Genomic DNA, 22,326 nt, shown 5'->3' on the forward strand with positions numbered 1-22,326 from the left:
AAAGCAAAAGCGAGCCCAAGGGTTCGCTTTTTTGTTTTTGGCTTGGAGCTTGAAACTTGCGGCTGGAAGCTGCTCTTAAAAAAACTTCAAGCAGGGTATTGACTTAGGTTCGTTAGGTGCGTAAATTTCGCGGCCTCAACGAAGCAAAGGGTGATTAGCTCAGCTGGGAGAGCAGCTGCCTTACAAGCAGCGGGTCGGCGGTTCGATCCCGTCATCACCCACCACTTCGTGAGTTTCAAAGTTGCAAACATAGCTACACCGGACGTAAGTCCACCGACAAGCAGCGGTAGTTCAGTCGGTTAGAATACCGGCCTGTCACGCCGGGGGTCGCGGGTTCGAGTCCCGTCCGCTGCGCCATATTTGACAGATCAGATTAGTCTGGTCTGCGATTGAAAAGCCTCAAGGCTTCTCAGTCAGGGTTACAACGAAGCAGGTTCTCGAAAACCTGCTTTAACGATTCAAACGGACGAAAGTCCGAGCGATACGCAGCGGTAGTTCAGTCGGTTAGAATACCGGCCTGTCACGCCGGGGGTCGCGGGTTCGAGTCCCGTCCGCTGCGCCATACATAGCTTCGAGGCCCTTGAACTCCTTGAAGCGAAGAGAAGCGACCTTAACAGGTCGCTTTTTTTTGCCTGATTTTTATGTTCAGGTACGCTGCCCTCGCGGCTAGAACCCCTGGCAAATGCAATCTTCTGAATTGAAATGCATTTCATGTGGGGAGCACCCGTGATGACCATGGAACCGCTATGTCTCGCAGCAAACATTGGACCTGTAGGAGTGAGCTTGCTCGCGATAGCGATTTATTAATTAAAAAAATCGCATCTGATAAAACGCTATCGCGAGCAAGCTCACTCCTACAGGTTATTCGTTTACGGTTAGACAGTGCTGCACCAGCGGCCTACCTATGGGCACGCAAATCCTTGAGCAAGCCCTCCCAACTGCCAAACAGTGTATTCGAGCTGATCAGGCGTCTTTCCTTGCCTGTCCCCAGCACAAGCGCAGGAACACCGCTCGTGCCCATCTGAGCCATTAACCCCTGCGCTACCTTGACCCGCTCACGGGAATGACTCAGTAACCCACCATCCTGCGCAAGCAACAGGCTGGCGGCCTCATTCAATCCCATGCTCCCGAGAGTGCGGGCAAGTACCTCAAGACTGGTGATGTCCAGCCCCTCAACATAGCGGCCACGTTGTATGGCTGCCAAGGCCTCCAGCTCCCGCGACGGCTCAGTCATAGCCACCGCGCTGAGAGCACGCGTTGCCGGCCCTGAGTCAAATCGGCGGGTGTGATCCTCAAGTACCTGACGTTGATAAGCCTCGCTGAAGGGCTGACCGGTCAACGTGCCGATGCGCAAATCATTGGACCAGGCAAAATCAGCGAAACCAGCGTCCATCGGGCGCGAGTTGCTGTCGGCAAACAAGCCGGTAGGGGAGAGCGTAACGCTGAACTCTTCCAGCGCCTCGAGACGCTTGAGTGTCGGCGACGCTCCATAGCACCAACCACACAAGGGATCGAAAAGATAAGTGACGCTAATCGGCTCACTCACCACTTCATCTCATCCTTGGCTACTTTCGCGCTCAGCACCAATGATGATTCATCGGCCAGTTTCGGGTAGTGCGCTTTCATCGCGGCAATCAGTGCGGCAGAGTCTTTGGCCTTGGCGGTTTCGGCATCAAAGGTTTTGATGTAGCTGGCCGTGAAGTTCGGTGATTGCAGTGCGGTCAGTTCGCCCGGCAGGAAGTGACCCGGCACGATGGTCGCTGGTTTGAGTTTTTCGATTGTCGCCAGGGTCGCCAGCCAGTCCTGGTGGGATTTGGCGCTCTGGGTGTCAGCCATCCACACATGAATGTTGTTGGACAGCACCACGCCGCCGACTACGGCCTTGATCGACGGGATCCATACGAAGCTGCGGTCGGGTTGAGGACCGTCCAGGCCAACCACTTGCAGCTTCTGACCTTCAAGCGTCAGTTCATTACCCTGTAGTACTTCAGGCACGATGACTTTGTCCGGCGCGCCTGCGCCCAGTTTGGGACCCCAGTAAGCCAGCTTGGCATCCTTGGTTTCGTTGATATGCGCAACGGTCCGGGCACTGGCCACAACCTTGGCCTTTGGGTAGGCCGTTGTGATGGTTTGTAGGCCGAAATAGAAGTCCGGGTCGCCATGGCTGATGTAAATCGTCGTCAGGTTTTTCCCGCTCTTGCGGATTTTTTCGACGATCTGATAGGACTGCGTATTGGAAAACTGCGCATCAACCAGAACCGCATCCTTCTTGCCCGTCACCAGAACCGACGAAACCGGAAAGATGGCTTCTTCGCCCGGGTTATAGATGTCCAGTTTGAGTGGCTGTGCGGCCAGGCTTGTACCTGCGAAACCGAGCAGGGCAAAAGCCGCTAATAAACGTCGTGCAGACAGCGAAATCATGTCGAGCTCCATCATGGCCTGAGTAAGGAGCTGGCAGGTTAGTTGAGATTTATAGAGCGAAAAACGCTAGATTGAACGCAAGTTTGTTTCTGAAAACGGTCGAATCATGGATAAATTGGCGGCAATGCAGGCTTTTGTAACTGTCGTGGATTGTGGCAGCCAGACCGCAGCGGCGGACAAGCTCGGATTATCAAGGCCGGTGATTTCCAGATTTCTTGCCGAGCTGGAGGACTGGACGGGTGCCCGTTTGATGCACCGCACCACCCGACGCCTGAACCTCACCGCAGCCGGGGCTGAAGTTTTGCCTTTATGTCGGCGAATGCTTGATCTGGCTGAAGACATGCGTGCCGTCGTTGCCGCTCCAGAAGATGAACCCAAAGGATTGCTGCGCGTGACCGCCAGCACCTCGTTCGGGCAGGCGCAACTGATGCACGCAGTGACTGATTTCGTCGGGCGCTATTCGCAAGTCAGCGTCGATATGGTGCTCCTGGATCGCACCGTCAATCTGGTAGATGAGCGCATGGATCTGGCGATTCGGATCACCAATGAGCTGGACGCTAATCTGATCGCACGACGCCTGACGACCTGCCGCTCCGTGGTCTGCGCCTCGCCGGACTACCTGAAGCGGCACTCAATGCCTAGGGTGGTCGAAGACCTGACGCTGCATAACTGCCTGACGCATTCCTATCACAGCCACAGCCTTTGGCACTTCACACGCAACGACCTGCCACACAGTGTCGTCGTGAAGGGCAATCTCAGCAGTAATGATGCGATCACCACAATGCAGGCTGCGCTGTGTGGTGCAGGCGTGGCGTTGTTGCCGACCTACCTCGCGGCCCCGTTGATTCAGCAAGGACAACTGGTGGCATTGCTGGAGGCCTATCAGCCGATGGAGTTGGGCATCTTTGCGGTGTATGCCTCCCGCAAGCACATGTCGTCAGCCATGCGGGCCATGCTCGATTTTCTCGCGCAACGCTTTGCCCCTGAACCCGCTTGGGACAGCATTCCGGCGAGCTCCAGATAGAAACGTCAGAGGCGGGCGATTTCCACCATGATCGAGCGCCGCGACTGAAACGGCGCCAGCAACGATGGGTCATCCAGTTCATGAGTGATTAACGTCCACGGCTGACGCAACGGTGTCCAGTGTTGCTGGCGCGCGCGGCCGAGCTTGGTGGCGTCGGCTAGCACATAGATGTGGGCAGCGCGGGCGATCATGGTTTCTTTGAGGTAAGCCTGCTCTGCGCTGGCTTCGCACAGGCCCAGTTCGGCCACTACACCATCGGCGCTCAGGAAAACCTTGTCAGCGCTCAGGTGCTCAAGGGCAGCCTGTGCCGTCACGCCGTAGGTCGACATGCTTGCACTGCGCAAATCACCGCCAAGCACGGTGATGCGTCCTTCAGGAATCAGCGCAAGATCAGCCAGCGCCATGAGGTTGTTGGTGATGACGTGCAGGCCGCGACGCTGATTGAGTAGCTGAGCCAGTGCGCTGGTGGTGGTGCCGCCTTCAAGGAACAGCGTGTCGTGATCCTGGATATGCGCCAGCGCGGCACGGGCGATGACGGTCTTTTCCTGGCTGTGTTGTTGGCGGCGTTCCTCTACCGAGGTTTCCGGTTCACGCATACCGACATGAGCCGCGCCGCCATAGGTGCGAATCACCAGACCTTCTTCCGCCAGAGCGGTGAGGTCCCGGCGCACCGTGGCTTCCGATACGCCCAGTTGGGCGCACAGTTCATCGACGTTCGACTTTCCTGAAAGGACCAGTTCCAGTATCGATTGACGGCGATTTGCGACTTTCATGAACAGCCTTGCTAGTGAACGAGGAGAAAGGGGTTATCACATTAAACCGCGGTGCAATGCAACCGCATAACCGGCGAGTCTATAGCGAAGCGCCGCCACAGATCACCAGACTTTGCCCGGTGATGGCTCCCGCATCGGGGCCGAGCAGAAACGCCGCCATGCCGGCGACTTCAGACGGCTGCACGAAGCGGCCAATGGGCGGCTTGTTGGGCGGAGTGCCGCTGCGGGCCGGGTCCAGCAACATTGGCGTTTCAGTCGCGCCGGGAGCAATCAGGTTGGCCGTGATGCCTTGAGGTGCCAGTTCCATGGCCCAGGAACGCACCATGCCTTGCAGCGCCGCTTTGCTTGCCGAGTACTGGCTGCGTCCATGGGCACCTTGCATGGTGCGGCTGCCGATCATCACGATTCTTGCGCCGGTACGCAGCCTGCCATGCAGGGTGTTGACCAGATGGCTGGCCGCCGCCACATGGACCTGCCACATCGCTTGAGCGTCGTCCGGATTCAACTGACCTAGCGGCGCGGTGCGCATGAAGCCCGCCGCGTGAACAATCGCGTCCAGCGTGTCGATGGGCTGCAAGGCTTGTTCAAGCGCGTGCAAATCGCTCAGGTCGCATTCAGTCCAGCGCAAGAGTGGGTGATCGATATCGGCAGGGCGGCGACTCAGGCCATGCACGCGCCAGCCTTCGGTCAGCAAGCGCTGAGCAATGGCCATGCCGATGCCGGAACTGACGCCGGTCAGTACGGCTATTTTTGTCGGGGTCATAAAAAGGTGCCGCTCCGTCATACACGCGGGTCCTGTAGGAGTGAGCTTGCTCGCGATTCGATTTTTTCTGTCGATAAATTATCGCCTGATCTAACGCCATCGCGAGCAAGCTCACTCCTACAGGAAATGCATTTCAACTCAGAATGCTGGGTTTGTTTTGTAGGTGGTTAATACCATTCAGCGCACTGCCGCCAGCGGCAAATGCACATGCTTGATCTTCTGTCGGAAATACGTGAACGCCACATGCAGGCTGCCATCCCGGGCCTGGATAATGCTCGGGTAGGAAAACTCGCGGTTGAGCTTTTCCTGAGAGTTGTTGGTCAGGCAGAAGCCGTCACCCAACTCCAGGTCCAGACGCACCGGCCAGCTTTGCCCGTCGTCATGGGACAGCGCCAGGCTCATGGGCGCGCGGGGGATGCCCCACACTGCGCTTTTGCCATCCGCTGTTTGGCCCGGTGTCACGCGGTCATCGCCTTCATCTTCAATTTCGTCGTACAGCGAAGCCCGGCGCTGGCTGTGGCCTTCGGCGCTGACCGGGTTGTAGACCAGCGCCAGTTCGCCGCTGATCAGCCGCACAAACTGGATCGACGAGTTGTTATTCGGCAGTTCAGTGGCAACCGGTACGCTCCAGCTGCGTCCACGATCGCTGGAGCGGCTGCTGTAGATAGAGTCGGCCCAGCGACTACGGAACAGGCCCAGCAAGCTGCCGTCGGCCACTTGATGAACGTTCATGTGCACGGCGCCGGTGCTGTCCGGGACGTCATGGCGCGACCAGTTTTGCCCCTGATCGCTGGAAATCATCACTGCACTGACGTCGTGATTACCGACCCATTTTTCGCCGGGCAGGGTGATGCAATACCAGACCGGCAACAGCCAGTCGCCGTTATCCAGCACCACCGGCGGCTGGCGCACGAAGGTGCCCGGTTCATCGAACAGGGTTTCCACCGGGCCCCAGGTCTTGCCCTGATCCTCCGACAAGCGACGGCGAATGATCGCCGTCTCCTGATTGCCGGAAACCTGCGCGGTCCAGATCAACCACAAAGGCCCTTGCGGCGCTTGGAACAGGATCGGGTTCTGCTCTGAGCGAGTGTCATCCTGAGACAGTTTTTCCGGTTTGCTCCATACGCCCGTCTGTGGATCACGGCGCGAAAGCAGGACAAAGATATCCGCCATGCCTTCCTGAGTTCCGGCGAACCAGGTGCACAGCACCGTGCCATCGGTCAGTTCGTGAAGGTTCGCAGCATGGTTCTGCGCGTAAGGCGTTGGCAGGAAGGCGTCCTGGCGTTGATTACTGATTGGCATGGGAGACCTCTTGTTTGTCATTGCCGGGCTTATCCTGACGGCGGCTGATCGCTTGCGGAAACAGGCGCTCTACAGCAATCACGATGGCCGGAGTGACCAGCGCGACGTACATGTTATCGATGCCGTACGGGTTATCCAGCAGATACCAGGCGCTGGTAGTAACGGACGAGGCGATCAGGCCCAACGTCGCACCGCGGCCCGAGCCGAAGAATGGCAGGTAGATGGCGATCATGGCCACGACGGCGATGGACAGGCGCAGCGCACGGGTGAAGAACGACAGGTTGAGAATTTCAGGTACGAAGAACACAAAGAACAGAGGTACAAAGCCGATGACCAGAGCGATGAAGCGAGTGGCCTTGAGTTCGCGATCCACCGAAGGTTTGCGCATCGGTACATAGAAGTCGCGGACCACCAGTGAGGCAATGGCCAACGCTACGGTGCTGACACTGACGAAGATCGAGGCGACCAGAGAAATGGTCACCACACCCGCTAATACCGGGCTCATCGATTGCAGGAAGATCGGCAAGGCGTACAGGCTGCCCATGTCCGGATGCAGGTATTTTGAGGCAACCCCGATGAAACCCAGGGCCAACGCAATCGGGATGCACAGCAGTGATGCGTAGAAGGTCGAGCGCTGCGCCGCTTTCGAGTCAGGCGTCGAGGAAATCGCCTGGATGATGAACTGGGTGGAGAAGATCGCACCGACCGTGCCGATGATCCACGCCATGATTTTCGAGCCGCCGATGGCGCCATCCCAGGTGAAGTAGTGCTCAGGCATGTTCTGAATCACCGGGGTGAAGCCACCCGTCAGATTCAGTGCCACATACAGCACGATCATCACGCCAACGTATTTCACAGCGGTATGCAGGATGCTCATGTAGGCCACGCTTTTCAGGCCGCCGAACACGTAATACAGGGTGCTGATGATCGCTGTGATAAACGCCGCAGTAGGCAGGTTGATCTTCATCACGGTGGCAATCGCTGCTGCGCCGCTGACGTAGTTACCGACGTTCACCAGCAGCAGTGCGTAGATCATGATGATCGAAACGACCAGCTTGGTGGAGGTGCCGTATTTCTTGGCGATGAACCCGGAAATAGTGAATTCGCCCGAGTTATAGAGCTTGCGGGCCATGAGCAGGCCGAACAGCGGAAAGCCAATGGCGGCGGCGATCACCGACCAGGAAGCGGCAAAGCCACTTTCAAACGCTGCCTGTGCGGTACCGACGGTGGATTTTGCGCCGATGAACTCCGACATCATCAGAATGCCGACGACAAAGGCGGGCATGGTGCGCGCGGCGACCATGTATTGCTCACTGGTCTTGCTGCGCAGTCGCAAGCTCATCCAGGTGGTGATGACGATGTAAACGACGACCATGCCGATGATGATCGCAGTGTCCTGCGAGTTGAAGGTTTCCATCATTTCGCTCCGTTGTTGTTTTTGTGGCGCGTTGTTTCAGAGGACTTCAGGGATTGGTTTGAAAGATTGCGCGGCTTAAACAGCCACCGACTGGCGTGTCTCCCGCTTGCGGGTCGCCAGCTCGACGGCCTGGCGCAAGGCTTCGATCAGGCTGCGTTCGTCAGCGATGCCTTTACCGGCAATGTCGAACGCCGTGCCATGGTCAACCGAGGTGCGGATAACGGGCAGGCCAACGGTGACGTTGACGCCGGCTTCCAGGCCCATGACTTTTACCGGGCCATGGCCCTGGTCGTGGTACATGGCAACGACGGCATCGAAGTCACCGCGACCTGCGCGAAAAAACAGCGTGTCAGCGGGCAGCGGACCTTCCACACGCCAGCCGCGGGCGCGCAGTTCTTCGATGGCGGGCTGAATCTTGGTTTCTTCTTCGCCATAGCCAAACAGGCCGTTTTCACCCGCGTGCGGGTTTATGCCGCAGACTGCGATCAAAGGGTTTTCGATACCGGCGCGGGTCAGGGTTTCCCGGCAGCGTTCGATGGTGCGCTTGACCAGTCCCGGTTCGATTTTCGCGATAGCGTCGATGATGCCGATGTGGGTGGTGACGTGAATCACTCGCAGGGTCGGGGTCATCAGCATCATTGAGACTTCTTCGATGCCCAGCAGGTGCGCGAGCATTTCAGTGTGGCCGGGGAAAATATGCCCACCTGCGTGCAGCGCTTCTTTATTCAGCGGTGCGGTACAGATCGCATCCAGATCGCCGCTTTCAGTCAACTGCACAGTGCGCTCGATATAGCGAAACGCTGCGTTGCCTGCCACGGCCGACAGCTTGCCGTAGGGCATGTCGGCGGGGATCAGCCCCAGATCGATGCAGTCCACGGTGCCCATTTCAAAGCGCGCATTGGCTGGAGAGGCGATGCTGTTGACCCGCAGGCTGCCACCGACGATTCGGTTGGCATCTTCAAGGCGTTTGGCATCACCGATGACCAGTGGCCGACAGCTGTCGTACACGGACTGATGCGCCAGGGTTTTCATGATGATTTCCGGACCCACACCGGCGGCATCGCCCATGGTGATCCCGATCACGGGACGTTCAGACATGATGGATTTCCTTTTTATGGTGGGGCGCGTCCGCAATGGATAGGCTGCGGCCGTGAAGCTGTTGCCAGGCGGTAAACAGCGTGTCCGGTTGGCCGAAAGCTCCGGCTTTGGTCACAACGTTCAAGCCCGTTTCGGAACGGGAAAGCACGACGCCGGGGGCCAGTTCGCCCTGAACTTCAAGACGATTGATGCCAGCGGCAGTGAGAATGGCGCGGGCGGTTTCGCCACCTGTGGCGATCAGCGAGCCTGTGACGGCGATCGCAGGTTTCAACCATTCGGCGAGGGCGCTACTGAGTTGTGCGGCGACCGATGGATCACGTTCTTCCTGACTCAAGGTCAGCAAGCTGTCTTCGCCCTTGGCCAGGCGCAAATAGAGCAGGGTGATCAGTTGTTCACGCTGTTCATGGCGAGCCGGATCGAGCAGGGTGGCGGCGTCTATTTCCAGACAGAAACAGCCACTGTGCTCGGCGAGTGTGGCGGCCTGTTGTTGCGAATGCCGTGACATGCTGCCGACCACGGTCAATACCGGTGAGCGGCTTTGCACGCTGATGTCGCCAGAGGCGGGCAGACCCAGAGCCTCGGGCAGATGATTGGCCAGGCCTGCCGAGCCGACCCAGAACAGTTGGCGATACAGTGGCGCGGTTGCGCGGGCCAGACGTTGCAGGTCCGCATCGGTCACCGCATCACAAACCAGCGCCTGCACGTTGCTTTTGAAGGCTTGATCCAGGGCGCTGGCCAATGCTGCTTCGTCACGCACGGTGTCGATATCGGCGGCTACACAGCGCAAGCCTTCTGCGCTGAGGCTATCCAGCAGATTACCGGTGCCCGTCAGGTTTTCATTGCGCCAGACATCACTCAACGCAACGGAGATGCCGTTGATCAACTGCACCGAGTCTCGAGTGGTACGGCCCATTGCCGGAAAGGCTGGCGCAACAATCGCCAGGCCGTAATGAGCCTGGAGTGCGGCGACTTCACTCGCGACATTGCCGCGCAGCGTCGAGTCGATTTTCTTGTAGAGCGCTCGGCTGGCGTACTGTCGCTGCTGCACGATGGCGGTATTGGCATGCGCGGCTGCTACCGGGTCAAGTCGCCGTGAATCGACATCGATGGCGACCACTGCTGCGCTTGATGGCGTGTCGTGGCCGTCGAAGACTATTTCGGTCGACAAGCGCCGGGCAAAACCTGCTGCGCAATCGGCGGCTCCGGACAAATCGTCGGCAATGATCAACAAGCCCGATACATTCCCGGCACTCATGGCAGCAGGCACCGATAGAGGTTTTCGATGTCGGTCAGGCTCAGCGCCTTGGGGTTGTTGGCCATCAAGCGGGTGACTTTGGAGGCGGCCACTGCCATGTCGGCCAAGTGCTCTTCGCCGACGCCGAACTCACGCAAATCCTGAGGAATGTTCAGGGTGGCGGTCCATTCGCGAATCTGCTGAATCAGTTTCTGTGCGGCGACTTCATCGCTGTCCTGCTGTTCTGCAACACCGCAGACACAGGCGGCGCGTTTCAAACGATCTGCGCAGCTGTCCAGATTGAAGGCCATCACATGCGGCAGCAGCATGGCGTTGGCAACGCCGTGGGTGACGTGAAACTTGCCGCCCAACGGGTAAGCCATGGCATGCACAGCGGCGGTACCGGCAGCGGTCAGGGCCAGACCGCCGTACATCGAACCGAGTAACATGTCGCCGCGTGCGCTAACCGATTCCGGTTGCTGGTAAGCCTCGACAATGCTGCCCGCGATCAAACGCATGGACTCCAGCGCGAAGGCGTCGCTGATCGGATTTGCCTTGATGGAGATGAACGATTCCAGCGAATGCACGAAAGCGTCCATGCCGGTCGCGGCAGTGATGCTGCGTGGCAAGCTCAGCGTAAGCAGTGGATCGAGGATGACCAGCGTAGGCAACAAATGACGGCTGACGACGCCAATCTTCAGTTCTTCGTCGGGCAGGGTGACGATAGCATTCGGTGTCACTTCCGAGCCGGTGCCCGAGGTAGTTGGTACCAGCACCATGGGCTTGCCGGGATGGCTGACCTTGTCGACGCCCAGCAGGTCTCGCAATGGCGTGTCGTTGGTGAGCATGACCGAAAACAGCTTGGCGGCGTCCAGTACGCTACCGCCGCCAATGGCGATCAAGGCGTCAGGTGCATGAGGCGCAACGTCTTCACGAAAAACCCGTTCAATATTTTCCAGCGTCGGTTCTATTTCGACGTTGTCGATCATGTGCACGGCGATACCGACGGCTGTCAGTCGGGCAGTGACCTTTTCGGTGACGCCCAAATTGTGCATGGCGTTTTGTGTCACCAGCACAACGCTGCGCAGCGGTGTATCGAGCAGCGGCAGTTTTTCAGTCAGTTGGTCAAGGCTGCCAGGGCCATGAATCACGTGTTTGACGGTTTGAAAATGATAGGTCGACATCGGTGCGTCTCCTGGCAGATCAGCGGTAAACCGCAAGCAGGGTTTCCAGTTTTTGCACGGCAGCAGCATCCAGCGGCTGCACCGGCGCGCGACAAGGTCCGACCGGGAGATTGAGCAGTTCAGTGGCTTTTTTCAGCACAACGGGCATGGTGCCCATGGCAAAGGCATCGCGCAGCGGACGCAGCGCTTCCTGGGCAACTCGCGCAGCGTCGTGGTTGCCTGCCTGAAAATGGTTCCAGATCGACATGACCAGATCCGGCACGGCGTTGGCTGTAGCGGCAATCGCACCGTCGCCACCGGCCAGCAGGTTCCAATAGATCAGTGAGTCGGTACCGGCAAAGACCGCAAAATCGTCGCTGCGGTATTTCATCATCTGCACCAGAGCATCGAAGTTACCGGCGCTGTCCTTGATGCCTTTGATCATCGGGTGTTGATGCAGGGCGGCGACCGCGCCAATGCCAATGGACATGCCGGTCTTGGCCGGAATGTTGTACATCATCAGGGGCAGGCTGGAGGCGTTGGCGATGGCTTCGTAATGCTTGATCAACTCGTTCTGGCTGATGGCATTGAAGTAGGGCGTGATGACGGAAAGTGCATTTGCGCCGATGTCCGTCACTTTTTTGTTCATTTCAATCACTTCGCGAGTGGCAAAGGCACCTGTGCCAATCACAACCGGCACGCGACCGGCAGCCGCCTCAACCGTAACGCGGGCGATTTCCAGCTTTTCAGCTTCTGAAAGGGTAAAGAACTCGCCATTGGTGCCGAGCACGAACAGACCGTGCACGCCAGCTTGAATAAGGTTTTCGACGAGAGCGCGGAGTGCGTGATGGTCAACCTGCTGATCGGCAGTGAAGGGCGTGACCAGGGCTGGAATAATGCCGCGAAATTGCATGATGGGATTCTCGTTTTATTCTTAGTGAGATCCACAATGATTAAAACGATCATAAAATGCAAGTGTTTTTGATCGTTTTAATCATTGGTGATTGAAACGATCATTCTGTGGGCCTTTGCCGCTGTCAGACAGGCCTTGGTGTGGCCGTTGTAACAAGATCCTTTCCATCTGCGCGTTGATCCTGCGCGTCCCTTGTTGCAGACTTACCGACGTTTTCCAGTCCGCAGTTCTGCTGACCGTTTTTACCCAGGATCCTTGATGCCTAACTTAGTTAACTTTCGTACCGCATGCTGCGCCGTTGCCTTACTGGCGATCGCGGGCTGTTCTTCGAAAAAAACCGCAGTCTACGAGCATGAGAATTTTGATGACGCGGGGACTTTTTCCAGGACTTACCCGGTCAGTGACTCGGCTTCCTGTGAAGCCGCGCGCCGCGCATTGCTCAGTCAGGGCTACATCATCACCAGCAGTGACCCGAAGATGATCAGCGGTAACAAGAGCTTCCAGCAAACTGGCGAGACTCACATGCAGATCAGCTTCAATGTGGTCTGTGCCGCTGACGACACCACTGACAAAAGCTCGACGGTATTCGCCAACGCCTTGCAGGATCGCTACGCGCTGAAGAAAACCAACAACTCGGCCAGTCTGGGTGTTGGTGTGCTGGGTTCGGTGTCGATGCCGATCGGTTCCACTGACGACTCGATGGTCAAAGTGGCAAGCGAGACCGTGGCGTCGGACAAGTTCTACGATCGGTTCTTCATGCTGGTAGATAACTTCATGCCGCCTGAAGCGAAAAAAGCTGCCAACATCAAAGAAACCCCCAAGGCTGCGCTTGGCGTGCCGGAGCAAACGGTGCCCGCGCCAAAACCGGCTGCGCTGGTTGAACCGGCACCGGCGGCGGCACCCGCGCCGGTAGCAGAGCCGACAACTGCGCCCGCAGTTGAATCCAGCCAGCCAGTGCCTGCTCCGGCTGCGCCAGCAGAGTCGATTCAGGCTGAACCGGCACCTGCTCCTGCCGAAGAAGCCCCGGTTGAGGCCGCTCCGCCAGCCGAGCCGGAAGCTGTGCCAGCACAGTAACCCCGAGGCCACCGCCCTCACCGGTAGGAGCGAACTTGTTCGCGAGACGATATACCTGTGTATGCAGGCTTAGCCTCTCGCGAACAAGTTCGCTCCTACCGGGATCATCGCATTAGCCCAAAAACAGCTTATAAGCCGGGTTCTCACTTTCATCCCAATACGGATAACCAATCTCGGCCAGTGCCGGTGGGATCAGGTGCCGCTCGTCTTCAGGCACCACTAATCCCGCCACAACCCGGCCATCTGCCGCGCCATGATTGCGGTAGTGGAACATCGAAATCGTCCACTGACCGCCCAGCTTGTCAAGGAAGTTGAACAGCGCACCGGGACGCTCAGGGAACTCAAAGCGGAACACCACTTCATCGCTGACCCGCTCGGCATGTCCGCCGACCATGTGGCGAATGTGCAGCTTGGCCAGTTCGTTGTCGGTCAAATCAACCACTGGAAAACCCTGCTCCGTCAGGCTGGCGATCAGCGCTTTGCGCGGATCGGTTTCGGGGTGAGTCTGCACTCCGACGAATATGTGCGCTTCGCGGTCGGTGTGATAGCGGTAGTTGAATTCGGTGATCTGGCGTTTGCCGATCGCTTCGCAGAAGGCCTTGAAGCTGCCTGGCTGTTCGGGAATGGTCACGGCGATGATCGCTTCGCGACCTTCCCCCAGTTCAGCGCGCTCGGCGACGTGGCGCAGGCGGTCGAAGTTGACGTTGGCGCCTGAGTCGATTGCCACCAGCGTCTGGCCGCTTATGCCGTATTGCTCGACGTATTTCTTGATCCCGGCCACGCCCATCGCGCCCGCAGGTTCGGTGATTGAGCGGGTGTCATCGTAAATATCTTTGATTGCCGCGCAGATTTCATCGGTGCTGACCGTGATCACTTCGTCGACGTAATCCTTGCAGACTTCAAACGTGTGCTGGCCGATTTGCGCCACAGCCACGCCGTCGGCAAACAGACCGACCTGTTGCAGCACCACGCGCTCGCCGTAGGCCATGGCCTGTTGAAGGCAATTGGAGTCGTCTGGCTCGACGCCGATCACTTTGATGTCCGGCCGCAGGTATTTCACATACGCCGCGATGCCCGCAATCAAACTGCCGCCACCCACCGGAACGAAAATCGCGTCGAGCTGGCCCGGCTGCTGACGAAGGATCTCCATCGCCACCGTGCCTTGCCCGGCAATGGTGTCGGGGTCGTCATAGGGGTGGATGTAGACGTAACCCATCTCATCCACCAGTTTCAGCGAGTAGGCCAGTGCTTCCGGGAAGGAGTCACCGTGCAGCACCACGGTTGCGCCGCGAGAACGTACGCCCTCGATTTTGATTTCAGGCGTGGTCTTGGGCATCACGATGGTGGCGGCAACACCGAGCGTTTTTGCGGCCAGGGCCAGACCTTGCGCATGGTTGCCTGCCGAAGCCGCTACGACGCCACGGGCCAGTTCTTCAGGGCTGAGCTGCGCCAGCTTGTTGTAGGCACCCCGGATCTTGAAAGAGAACACGGGCTGCAAGTCTTCGCGCTTGAGCAGCACCTGATTGCCCAGCCGCCCGGACAACTGGCGAGCATGCTGCAATGGGGTTTCCAATGCCACGTCATAAACGCGGGAAGTGAGGATCTTGCGGGCGTAGTGATTGAGCAGGTCGGTCATCGTGTCGGCCCCGTGCAATGGGTGACGATGCGCTTAGCCTGAGAAGAGAAAAGGGCGGCTTGAATGCTGATCATGTGTGACTCCTGGTTCGACTTGGTTAGCCCAGGAGACAAGAAAAACCCGCCTCTTGGGCGGGTTGGGTGCACGCGTCGGCTAACCCGCCATGGCTGGAATGGCGGTAATAATAATCTGGCCGACGAAATGCTTGGTTACGTTCATGGCCTGAAGACTATTGCGGAAGCTCTTTGCAAGTCAAGACAGGCAAGGCTAAATCCTTATCGGCGCGTATCGTATGTTTCATGATCAAGTCATTTTTCCTTCACCTTGGCACTTTATGGTGAGGGCAGTGGTCAGTGAATGACGTCATTTCAAAGAACAGCCAAGAGGGCACGCGTTATGGACGACTATCAAGAAGAACTGCTGGAATACCAGGCATTTGAGCTGGATCCACCTGAGCCTGCGGATGATGCGACTGAGTTGTGAGCTCCTACAGAAAGCGCAACCGAATTTGGAAAATTCAATCCTGCCTGCGCTGACTCCGCCGAAACTCTCCGGGCGTTCGGCCGGTCCAGCGTTTGAAGGCCCGCTGAAAGGCTTCCGCAGAAGCGAAGCCCAGCAAATAGGCAATCTCACCGAATGCCAGTTCGGTGTCGCGGATATACGTCATCGCCAGATCACGCCGAGTGTCGTTCAGGAGGCTGCGAAAACCCGTGCCTTCCTCGGCCAGTTTGCGGCGTAAGGTCCAGGCGGGCAGTTTCAGTCGGGCAGCAATCTCCTCCAGCTCCGGTTCCCTTCCCCCGTTGAGCAAAGGTCCCAGCAGGCGGGTGATGCGCTCCCGCAAACTGCGGGTGCGGGTCAACTGTTCAAGCTCTTTTTCACACAGCAGGAGCAGATGTGCCCAGGTACTGGGGCAGTGCTGCGGGTTGCGCAGGCTCAACGTGTGCTGGTTCAGGCGCAGCTGATTGGTGGCGGCGGCGAAGGCCACTGGTTGTGTGCTTAATTCGCTGTATTCAGCGGCATAGCCGGGCGCGTCAAATTCAATCTCGATGCGCTCAGCGCGCACTTCAGTTTCGCTGAGGCTGGAAAGTTGCTGCAGCCAACTGGCGATGATCGAGTCCACCACAAAGCGGTTATAACCGTTGTAGGGGCTGATGGAGTAGAACCGCAACCAGGCACCTTCAGCGTCCTCGTAAAAGCTCGACTGGCCACGGTAGTTTGAACCGTACAAGGCTTCGAAACGGATCAGGGTGCGAGCCGCCTCGCGAACGTTCGGGGCTTGGGCTGCTGTCACTCCCGCCAGACCGCATTGGCTGATGTGGCTCAAACGGCCCATTCGCAACCCAAGGCCGGGCTGGCCGGTCAGTTGAATGGCAGCATGGCCCAGGCGCATGTAACGCGGAATGGACAAACGCGCTCCGGCCTCGGCCAACCTTGGGTGATCCAGGCCATATTGCTCCAGCAATGGCTGTGGATCCTGATCAAAACTGCGCACCGCATCGGCCAGGCTTTGAACAAACCCCACTGACAAATCACCAAGACGTGTAGGCGATGGGGTCATGCTCATAGCCAGATATTGATCAGGCGAGCGCCACGATGGGCTTTGTCATCCGGCGACGGTTCGACGATATGGCGGCCATCGCGGCTGGCGAAACTGTGCCCCGAACTGCCTTGATCCCACAGCTGGCCGCGCATGAAAACGCTGACACCGGCCTTGGCAGTGCTGAGCGGCGCGTGGCTGGTCAGGGTAAGACGCTGCCACGCTTCACCTTCGCTGATATCACCCGTGTTCAGCCCGGTTGCGCCGAGCAGATCCGGCGTGCGGTAGCCTCGCCACGGGCTGGTCCAGTGGCCGGAGCCGATGACAAAGGCGGGCACGGCAATCAATTCGGCACCCAGCTTGTTCAGACTGGCGTAATTGCCGGGATGCCAGCTGTCGCTGCCGATCAATATGCCCAGCTTGCCCGCTGGGGTGTCGAAGACATTCAAGTCGGTGGCTGAATGGACATAATGGCGTTGATACGCCATCGGGAACAGCTGGCGCTGGGGCTGGCCGAGAGGGTGGCCGTCCCGGCCGAAAGCCACACTGCTGTTATAGAGCGGGCCACTGCCGAGCTTCAATTTACCGTTTTCAATGGTCGGTTCAGGCAGCACGATGGACCCCGCGACCAGCGTGACACCAAACTCCCTGGCCAACCCGCCGAAAAGCGTTTGATACTGTTCGGCCATAGAGGTCGCTTTCATGCGCAAGTGTGCGTCGTCTAGCCAGTTGTGACCCTTGGCGCCGAGCACTGCGCCAAGAAACTTGAGCGGGTTGCTGAGGGATATCCACGTCAGCGCTTCATCCATGCTGACGGCCTGATAGACCTCATTTTTCTCGCCACTGGCAACCAGCCAGGTGCCCACATGCTCAGGCAGTACAACGATGGTCCGGCTGTTGATCAGGCCTTGGTCGCGAGCCTGTTGCAGGTAGGCGGCCAGTTTGCGGTGCAGGCGTCCGGTGCTCTGGTAGTCGGCAGGGAACAGTTCTGGCTGGATGCCCAGCAGGTTGCCGCGTTCACTCGGCTGGCCTTCGTCGACCACGAGCTGGATGCGCAGGTCCGACAGGTAGTGGCCCACCGGACGTTGTTCAGTCCAGAAACCGTAGCCGACAAGAGCAGCCGTGAGTACCAAACCAATGGCAATAGTAAAAAATGTACGCATAAGTAAGTTGAAGTGCTGACGATCCCTGATTGTGGCTGTGTAAGGTTATGTGTGCCGAGACTACGGGAAAACAACGGCTTAACGAACTTTTTTCCTTTCAATGACGGGTTTTTTGTCGCACGGAATCAGCCCGCAGGTCCGCGCCTCCAGTCAGTGGCGTTGTCAATCAGGCAATGCCCCATCGCAAATGTCTTTCCTATTCGCTAGAGTCGGGCCGTATCACGTATTGGGTGAGTGTTCAGGGAAGCGTATGTCAGCAGAGTCAGAGTTTACCGACGAGAAAATCAAGCAGGCTTTGCAAGGCATCACTGTGCCGCCGCAGCCGCAGATCCTGGTCGACTTGCAGATCGAGCAGTACATGCCCGACCCCGATCTGGCGGAGATTGCCCGTCTCATCTCCCAGGACCCTGGCATCGCTGGCGCCTTGCTGAAAATCGTCAACTCCAGCTACTTCGGTTTGAGCAACCGGATTTCTTCGATTCCGCGCGCAGTCAATCTGCTGGGCAGCCGTTCGGTGATCAACATGGTCAACGGCCTGTCCATCCGTGGCGGGATGAACGATGAGTCCATCGTTATCCTCAACCGTTTCTGGGACACCGCGCAGGACATCGCCATGACCTGCCTGGCGCTTGCCAAACGGCTGGGCTCTCAAGCGGTTGACGAAGCTTATGCACTGGGCTTGTTCCACGATTGTGGCGTGCCGTTGATGTACAAGAAATTCCCCAACTACATGACGGTGCTGGAGCAGGGCTACGCCGGTGCGAACCAGCAACAGCGCGTCGTCGACGTAGAAAACAAAGCGTTCAACACCAACCACGCGGTGGTCGGCTACTACACCGCCAAAGCCTGGCGCCTGCCCGAGCACATGGCCACGACCATTGCCCGGCATCACAACGCCTACGCGGTGTTCAGTGATGACACTGGGCAACACAGTCAGGTCAAGAACCTGCTATCGATCCTGAAAATGGCCGAACACATCTGTGAGTCGTATCGTGTACTGGGCAAGGAAAGTGCCGATCACGAGTGGAACACCATCAGCCATCTGGTGCTCGATTATGTCGGCTTGTCCGAGTATGACTTTCAGGAGTTGAAGGCGAATATTCGTGAGTTGGGTGCGCGTTAAGTAGTGTTTGTAGCGCTTTGCGGGACGCGCTTTTTGAGCGCGCGTCCCGGCAAAGACGTAAGACTTCCTGACGCTGACAGTTGTATCTAGAGCGCAGCTTGAGGGTTACGTCCAAGCACTCGCGAGTATTCCGCTTTCGCCGTCTGCTCTTCGAATTCTCCCGACCACTTGGACACCACTACCGTCGCCACACTGTTGCCGATCGTGTTGCAGGTGGCGATCGCCATGGACATGAAACGGTACACCCCGAACAGCAGCGCCAGACCTTCTGCGGGCAGCACGCCAATGGCGGTGACCGTGGCGGCGAATACCACAAAGCTGCCACCCGATACCGCTGCTGCGCCTTTGGACGTCACCAGCATGATCGCAATCATGCCCAACTGTTGCTCCCAACTGAGTGGCACACCGTAAGCATTGGCGATGAACAGCACGCACAGCGACATGTAGATTGATGTGCCGTCCAGGTTGAACGCATAACCGGTAGGCAGTACCAGGCCGACGCTTTGTTTGGAACAACCAAATTTTTCCAGTTTTTGCAGCAGGCGTGGCAGGGCGCTTTCCGAGGACGCCGTACCCAACACGATGAAGATCTCGTCCTTGATGTACTTGAGGAAACGCCACAGGCTGAAACCGGCAATCCGGCACACAATGCCCAGTACCACAAAGATGAAGAAGGCGATGGCGACATAGAACATCAACACCAGGTTAGCCAGCGACATCAGCACCGCAGTGCCGTTGCTGCCTACCGCATAGGCCACCGAACCAAAAGCACCCAGCGGCGCGAACTTCATGATCAGGTTGATGAATTCGAAGAAGCATTCGGAGATACGGCTCAGGCCGTCCTCGATCACTTCACGACGTTCAGGCTTCAGGGCCAGCAAGGCAAAGCCGAACAGCACCGAAATCACCAGCACTTGCAGCAGTTGTCCACCTGCGAACGCACCGACGAAGTTGTCCGGGAAAATGCCATAGATGAAATCCATGGTTGACGTCGGGCCATGGCCCTTGGCGACGGCTGCGCTGGCGGCGGCTGCGGTGGCGCTGCTTGGATGCGCATCATGCATGCCTGAGCCGATCTGCAACAGGTTGCCCCAGATCAGACCAATAGCCAAAGCCAGCGTAGACACCACTTCAAAGTAAATCAGCGCCCGCAAGCCAACTTTGCCGACCCGCTTGATATCACCCGCCGAGGCGATGCCGTGCACCACGGTGAAGAACACCAGAGGCGCGACGGCGGTCTTGATCAGTTTGAGGAATATGTCACCAAGAATCTTGAACTTCGCCGCCAGCTCCGGAGCCAGAAAACCGAATGCGATGCCCAGCACCATGGCAGCGATGACCTGAAAAGTCAGGTCCCTGTAGAACGGTTTTTTTGTAGTCGTGGACATATCTGCAATCTCGTTGTTTTTATTAGCGAGTAATGGGCAGCGGGGCTCCATGCAAGGCGCGCCCCGTCCTGGTTGGGTTCAGCGTTTGACGGCTCCCTCACGGGCGAGGGCGATGTCAACCATTTGTGGTGCCAGGCCCAGGTAGTTAGCCGGATCGGTGAGGCGTTTCAGCTCTTCGATGTCCAGTTGCGCGGTGGCTTCACCCTGCGCGAGCAAGGCATCCAGCAGGCTGGTGCCCTGATCGTTGGCCATACGGCAGGCGGCATACACCACGTCGTGGGCGACCTGACGACCCAGCGCCGGGGCGAGGCCCATCATTACCGCTTCGGCCACGATCAGGCCTTGGGTCATGTCGAGGTTCTGGCGCATGCGTTCGGTGCGCACTTCCAGCCCGGCCAGCATGAATTTGGCCTGCCCCAGCGAGGCGGCGGTCAGGGCAAAGGCTTCCGGAATCGCGATCCACTCAGCCTGCCAGGGGCCTGTCGAACGTTCGAAATCCTGAATCATCGCGTCGAGCATCAGACCCGCGTGCTGGCGAACGCCTTTGGCTGCGGCGTACATCAGCTCGCAGGAAATCGGGTTGCGCTTTTGCGGCATGGTGCTGCTGGCGCCGCGACCCTTGACGAAAGGTTCGTACACTTCACCCAGTTCGCTGGTCATCATCATCATGACGTCCAGCGCCACCTTGCCCAGTGAGCCTGTGACCAGACCGAGGAAGTTCAGGGTTTCCGCCAGACCATCACGGGCTACATGCCAAGTGGCCTGAGGCACGCCAAGACCCAGTTCGTCCATCAACGCTTCCTGCACATCCAGGCCCTTGTCGCCCAGTGAGGCGAGGGTGCCTGCTGCGCCAGCGAACTGGCCGATTTCCACTCGCGGACGCAGCTCGACCAGACGCTCTGCGTGGCGATCAAACATGCTCAGCCACACCGCGCACTTGTAGCCGAAGGTGATCGGCAGCGCGTGTTGCAGGTGAGTACGACCCGCCATCGGTGTATCGCGATAGCGTTTGGCGAGGTCAGCAAGCAAGCCACGCACGGCTTGAATATCCCGCTCGACAATGGCCAGGGCCGCACGCACTTGCAGGACCACTGCGGTGTCCATGATGTCCTGAGTCGTCGCACCCCAATGTACATAGCGACCGGCTTCGCCGCAGGTTTTCGACAGTTGTTCAACCAGCGGGAGAATCGGATAACCGACGATTTCGGTTTCGTGCTGCATCAGCGCGAGGTCGAGGGATTCGTAGGTGGCGAGTTCGGCGATCTGCTCGGCGGCTTGCGCAGGGATCACGCCGCAGCGTGCTTCGGCGCGGGCCAGTGCCACTTCCACTTCGATGTAACGTTTGATCAAAGCCTTGTCGGAAAATACGCCGCGCATTTCAGCGGTGCCGAACATGTCACGGAAGAGAGCGGAGTCGAAGACGGTGCTAGACATGAAAGCATTCCTGTTATGTTGTTATTGGCCGTACATATTTAATATGTTCGTACATAATTCTTACGCCTGCACTGATACACTGTCAACACTGTGAAAAGCCGGGACTGATCGAAGGTATGAGCCAGACACGCTATGCCGTTGTTGCAAAAGACTTGATCGAGGGAATTGCCAGCGGTCGTTATCCCGTGGGTACGCTACTGCCGACTGAGTTCGAGCTCTGCGAGTTGTATGAGGTCAGCCGCCACACCGTGCGTGCCGCCATTACGCAGTTGCAAAATCAGGGGCTTGTTTCACGTCGCAAGCGAGTGGGAACTCGCGTTGAAGCGGCGACGCCAAGAGGTGGTTACTCGCAGTCCCTGGCGTCGGTTGCCGACCTGGCCCATCTGGCAGAAACCCAGGTCCGTAGCATTCAGGAAGTCAGTCATTTTGTGGCCGACATTGCACAAGCCAGGCGTCTTGGCCTGGAGCCTGGCGAGCATTACTTTTGCGTCTCGAGTATCCGGGTTGATCAGGAGAACTCACGTGCGCCGCTCTGCTGGACCGATGTTTACGCCCTGGACATTTACGCCGAGGTGATCGAACTGGCGAAGCAGCACCCGGATGAACTCATCGCGGCGTTGATCGAACAACATTTCGGACGGCACATTGATGTGGTTGACCAGCAGGTACGTGCGGTCTTGTTGACGTCTGAAATCGCCAAAAATCTGAATGCGGAAGCGGGCGCGCCGGGGCTGAAAATCCTGCGCCAATACCGTGATGAGGAAGGGCAGGTAATGGTCGTTTCCGAGACGGTCCATCCCGATGATCGCTTCACTCTGGTGACCCAGATGAAGCGTGAGAAGACGGGGTTTTAGGGGGCATGT

Annotated in this window: 20 protein-coding genes and 3 tRNA genes; 8 read left to right on the plus strand and 15 right to left on the minus strand. The window is 58.0% G+C overall.

Annotated elements, in window-relative coordinates; translation table 11 throughout:
- Positions 1-148 precede the first annotated feature (148 nt).
- The 3 genes from ACYASS_RS09395 to ACYASS_RS09405 all read left to right on the plus strand — a co-directional run bounded on the left by ACYASS_RS09395 (position 149) and on the right by ACYASS_RS09405 (position 562).
- Positions 149-224: transfer RNA gene (locus ACYASS_RS09395), tRNA-Val, on the plus strand.
- 56 nt (positions 225-280) lie between these two features.
- Positions 281-357: transfer RNA gene (locus tag ACYASS_RS09400), tRNA-Asp, on the plus strand.
- A gap of 128 nt (positions 358-485) precedes the next feature.
- Positions 486-562, plus strand: a tRNA-Asp gene (locus ACYASS_RS09405).
- Positions 563-898: 336 nt separating this feature from the next.
- On the opposite strand, the gene ACYASS_RS09410 is transcribed toward ACYASS_RS09405, so the two are convergent.
- Positions 899-1,546 carry a DsbA family protein gene (locus ACYASS_RS09410; protein WP_463585927.1) on the minus strand — a complete coding sequence of 216 codons (648 nt, stop codon included), beginning with the start codon at positions 1,544-1,546 and terminating at the stop codon, positions 899-901.
- Complete coding sequence (locus ACYASS_RS09415) at positions 1,543-2,421, minus strand: MBL fold metallo-hydrolase (protein WP_463585928.1); 879 nt, start codon at positions 2,419-2,421, stop codon at positions 1,543-1,545. Before ACYASS_RS09415 ends, ACYASS_RS09410 begins: the two co-directional genes overlap by 4 nt.
- A gap of 106 nt (positions 2,422-2,527) precedes the next feature.
- On the opposite strand from ACYASS_RS09415, the gene ACYASS_RS09420 reads away from it, so the two are divergent.
- Positions 2,528-3,445 carry a LysR family transcriptional regulator gene (locus ACYASS_RS09420; RefSeq protein ID WP_463585929.1) on the plus strand — a complete coding sequence of 306 codons (918 nt, stop codon included), beginning with the start codon at positions 2,528-2,530 and terminating at the stop codon, positions 3,443-3,445.
- Positions 3,446-3,450: 5 nt separating this feature from the next.
- On the opposite strand, the gene ACYASS_RS09425 is transcribed toward ACYASS_RS09420, so the two are convergent.
- The 8 genes from ACYASS_RS09425 to dapA all read right to left on the minus strand — a co-directional run bounded on the left by ACYASS_RS09425 (position 3,451) and on the right by dapA (position 12,108).
- The gene (locus tag ACYASS_RS09425) at positions 3,451-4,218 is read right to left on the minus strand and encodes a DeoR/GlpR family DNA-binding transcription regulator (protein WP_463585930.1); all 768 of its coding nucleotides are present in this window, start codon (positions 4,216-4,218) and stop codon (positions 3,451-3,453) included.
- Between the two features lie 79 nt (positions 4,219-4,297).
- Positions 4,298-4,981: an SDR family NAD(P)-dependent oxidoreductase gene (locus ACYASS_RS09430; protein WP_463585931.1), complete on the minus strand. Its 684-nt coding sequence runs from the start codon at positions 4,979-4,981 to the stop codon at positions 4,298-4,300.
- 177 nt (positions 4,982-5,158) lie between these two features.
- The gene (locus tag ACYASS_RS09435; protein WP_463585932.1) at positions 5,159-6,283 is read right to left on the minus strand and encodes a sialidase family protein; all 1,125 of its coding nucleotides are present in this window, start codon (positions 6,281-6,283) and stop codon (positions 5,159-5,161) included.
- A complete protein-coding gene (locus ACYASS_RS09440) occupies positions 6,270-7,700 on the minus strand; it encodes a sodium:solute symporter family protein (protein ID WP_463585933.1) in 1,431 nt (476 codons plus the stop codon). Before ACYASS_RS09440 ends, ACYASS_RS09435 begins: the two co-directional genes overlap by 14 nt.
- A 75-nt stretch (positions 7,701-7,775) precedes the next feature.
- Positions 7,776-8,798, minus strand: a complete 1,023-nt coding sequence (pdxA, locus tag ACYASS_RS09445) for a 4-hydroxythreonine-4-phosphate dehydrogenase PdxA (protein ID WP_463585934.1) — start codon at positions 8,796-8,798, stop codon at positions 7,776-7,778.
- Positions 8,791-10,053: a four-carbon acid sugar kinase family protein gene (locus ACYASS_RS09450; protein ID WP_463585935.1), complete on the minus strand. Its 1,263-nt coding sequence runs from the start codon at positions 10,051-10,053 to the stop codon at positions 8,791-8,793. Before ACYASS_RS09450 ends, pdxA begins: the two co-directional genes overlap by 8 nt.
- The gene (locus ACYASS_RS09455; protein ID WP_463585936.1) at positions 10,050-11,216 is read right to left on the minus strand and encodes an iron-containing alcohol dehydrogenase; all 1,167 of its coding nucleotides are present in this window, start codon (positions 11,214-11,216) and stop codon (positions 10,050-10,052) included. Before ACYASS_RS09455 ends, ACYASS_RS09450 begins: the two co-directional genes overlap by 4 nt.
- Positions 11,217-11,235: 19 nt before the next feature.
- On the minus strand, positions 11,236-12,108 hold the full coding sequence (dapA, locus tag ACYASS_RS09460) for a 4-hydroxy-tetrahydrodipicolinate synthase (protein WP_243247685.1): 873 nt from the start codon (positions 12,106-12,108) through the stop codon (positions 11,236-11,238).
- Positions 12,109-12,366: 258 nt separating this feature from the next.
- Here dapA and ACYASS_RS09465 point away from each other — a divergent pair, with 258 nt between their 5' ends.
- Complete coding sequence (locus tag ACYASS_RS09465) at positions 12,367-13,182, plus strand: DUF2242 domain-containing protein (RefSeq protein WP_463585937.1); 816 nt, start codon at positions 12,367-12,369, stop codon at positions 13,180-13,182.
- Between the two features lie 112 nt (positions 13,183-13,294).
- On the opposite strand, the gene ilvA is transcribed toward ACYASS_RS09465, so the two are convergent.
- Positions 13,295-14,818, minus strand: coding sequence for a threonine ammonia-lyase, biosynthetic (ilvA, locus tag ACYASS_RS09470; protein ID WP_463585938.1), 1,524 nt, complete (start codon positions 14,816-14,818; stop codon positions 13,295-13,297).
- 357 nt (positions 14,819-15,175) lie between these two features.
- Here ilvA and ACYASS_RS09475 point away from each other — a divergent pair, with 357 nt between their 5' ends.
- The gene (locus tag ACYASS_RS09475; RefSeq protein ID WP_463585939.1) at positions 15,176-15,301 is read left to right on the plus strand and encodes a hypothetical protein; all 126 of its coding nucleotides are present in this window, start codon (positions 15,176-15,178) and stop codon (positions 15,299-15,301) included.
- Positions 15,302-15,335: 34 nt separating this feature from the next.
- Here the strand turns inward: ACYASS_RS09475 and ACYASS_RS09480 are convergent, their stop codons facing one another.
- Both ACYASS_RS09480 and ACYASS_RS09485 read right to left on the minus strand, forming a co-directional pair.
- Complete coding sequence (locus ACYASS_RS09480) at positions 15,336-16,376, minus strand: AraC family transcriptional regulator (RefSeq protein WP_463585940.1); 1,041 nt, start codon at positions 16,374-16,376, stop codon at positions 15,336-15,338.
- Positions 16,377-16,378: 2 nt separating this feature from the next.
- Positions 16,379-17,518 (minus strand): nitrilase-related carbon-nitrogen hydrolase, encoded by a 1,140-nt coding sequence (locus ACYASS_RS09485; protein WP_463585941.1) that lies wholly within the window; start codon positions 17,516-17,518, stop codon positions 16,379-16,381.
- A gap of 250 nt (positions 17,519-17,768) precedes the next feature.
- Here ACYASS_RS09485 and ACYASS_RS09490 point away from each other — a divergent pair, with 250 nt between their 5' ends.
- The gene (locus ACYASS_RS09490) at positions 17,769-18,641 is read left to right on the plus strand and encodes an HDOD domain-containing protein (protein WP_463585942.1); all 873 of its coding nucleotides are present in this window, start codon (positions 17,769-17,771) and stop codon (positions 18,639-18,641) included.
- A gap of 86 nt (positions 18,642-18,727) precedes the next feature.
- On the opposite strand, the gene dctA is transcribed toward ACYASS_RS09490, so the two are convergent.
- On the minus strand, positions 18,728-20,029 hold the full coding sequence (dctA, locus tag ACYASS_RS09495) for a C4-dicarboxylate transporter DctA (RefSeq protein ID WP_463585943.1): 1,302 nt from the start codon (positions 20,027-20,029) through the stop codon (positions 18,728-18,730).
- Positions 20,030-20,107: 78 nt separating this feature from the next.
- On the minus strand, positions 20,108-21,463 hold the full coding sequence (locus ACYASS_RS09500) for a class-II fumarase/aspartase family protein (RefSeq protein ID WP_463585944.1): 1,356 nt from the start codon (positions 21,461-21,463) through the stop codon (positions 20,108-20,110).
- A 116-nt stretch (positions 21,464-21,579) separates the two neighbouring features.
- Here ACYASS_RS09500 and ACYASS_RS09505 point away from each other — a divergent pair, with 116 nt between their 5' ends.
- Positions 21,580-22,317, plus strand: a complete 738-nt coding sequence (locus ACYASS_RS09505; RefSeq protein WP_463585945.1) for a GntR family transcriptional regulator — start codon at positions 21,580-21,582, stop codon at positions 22,315-22,317.
- The last annotated feature ends 9 nt before the right edge of the window (positions 22,318-22,326 follow it).

It is taken from the genome of Pseudomonas sp. HP_14 (assembly GCF_055283875.1).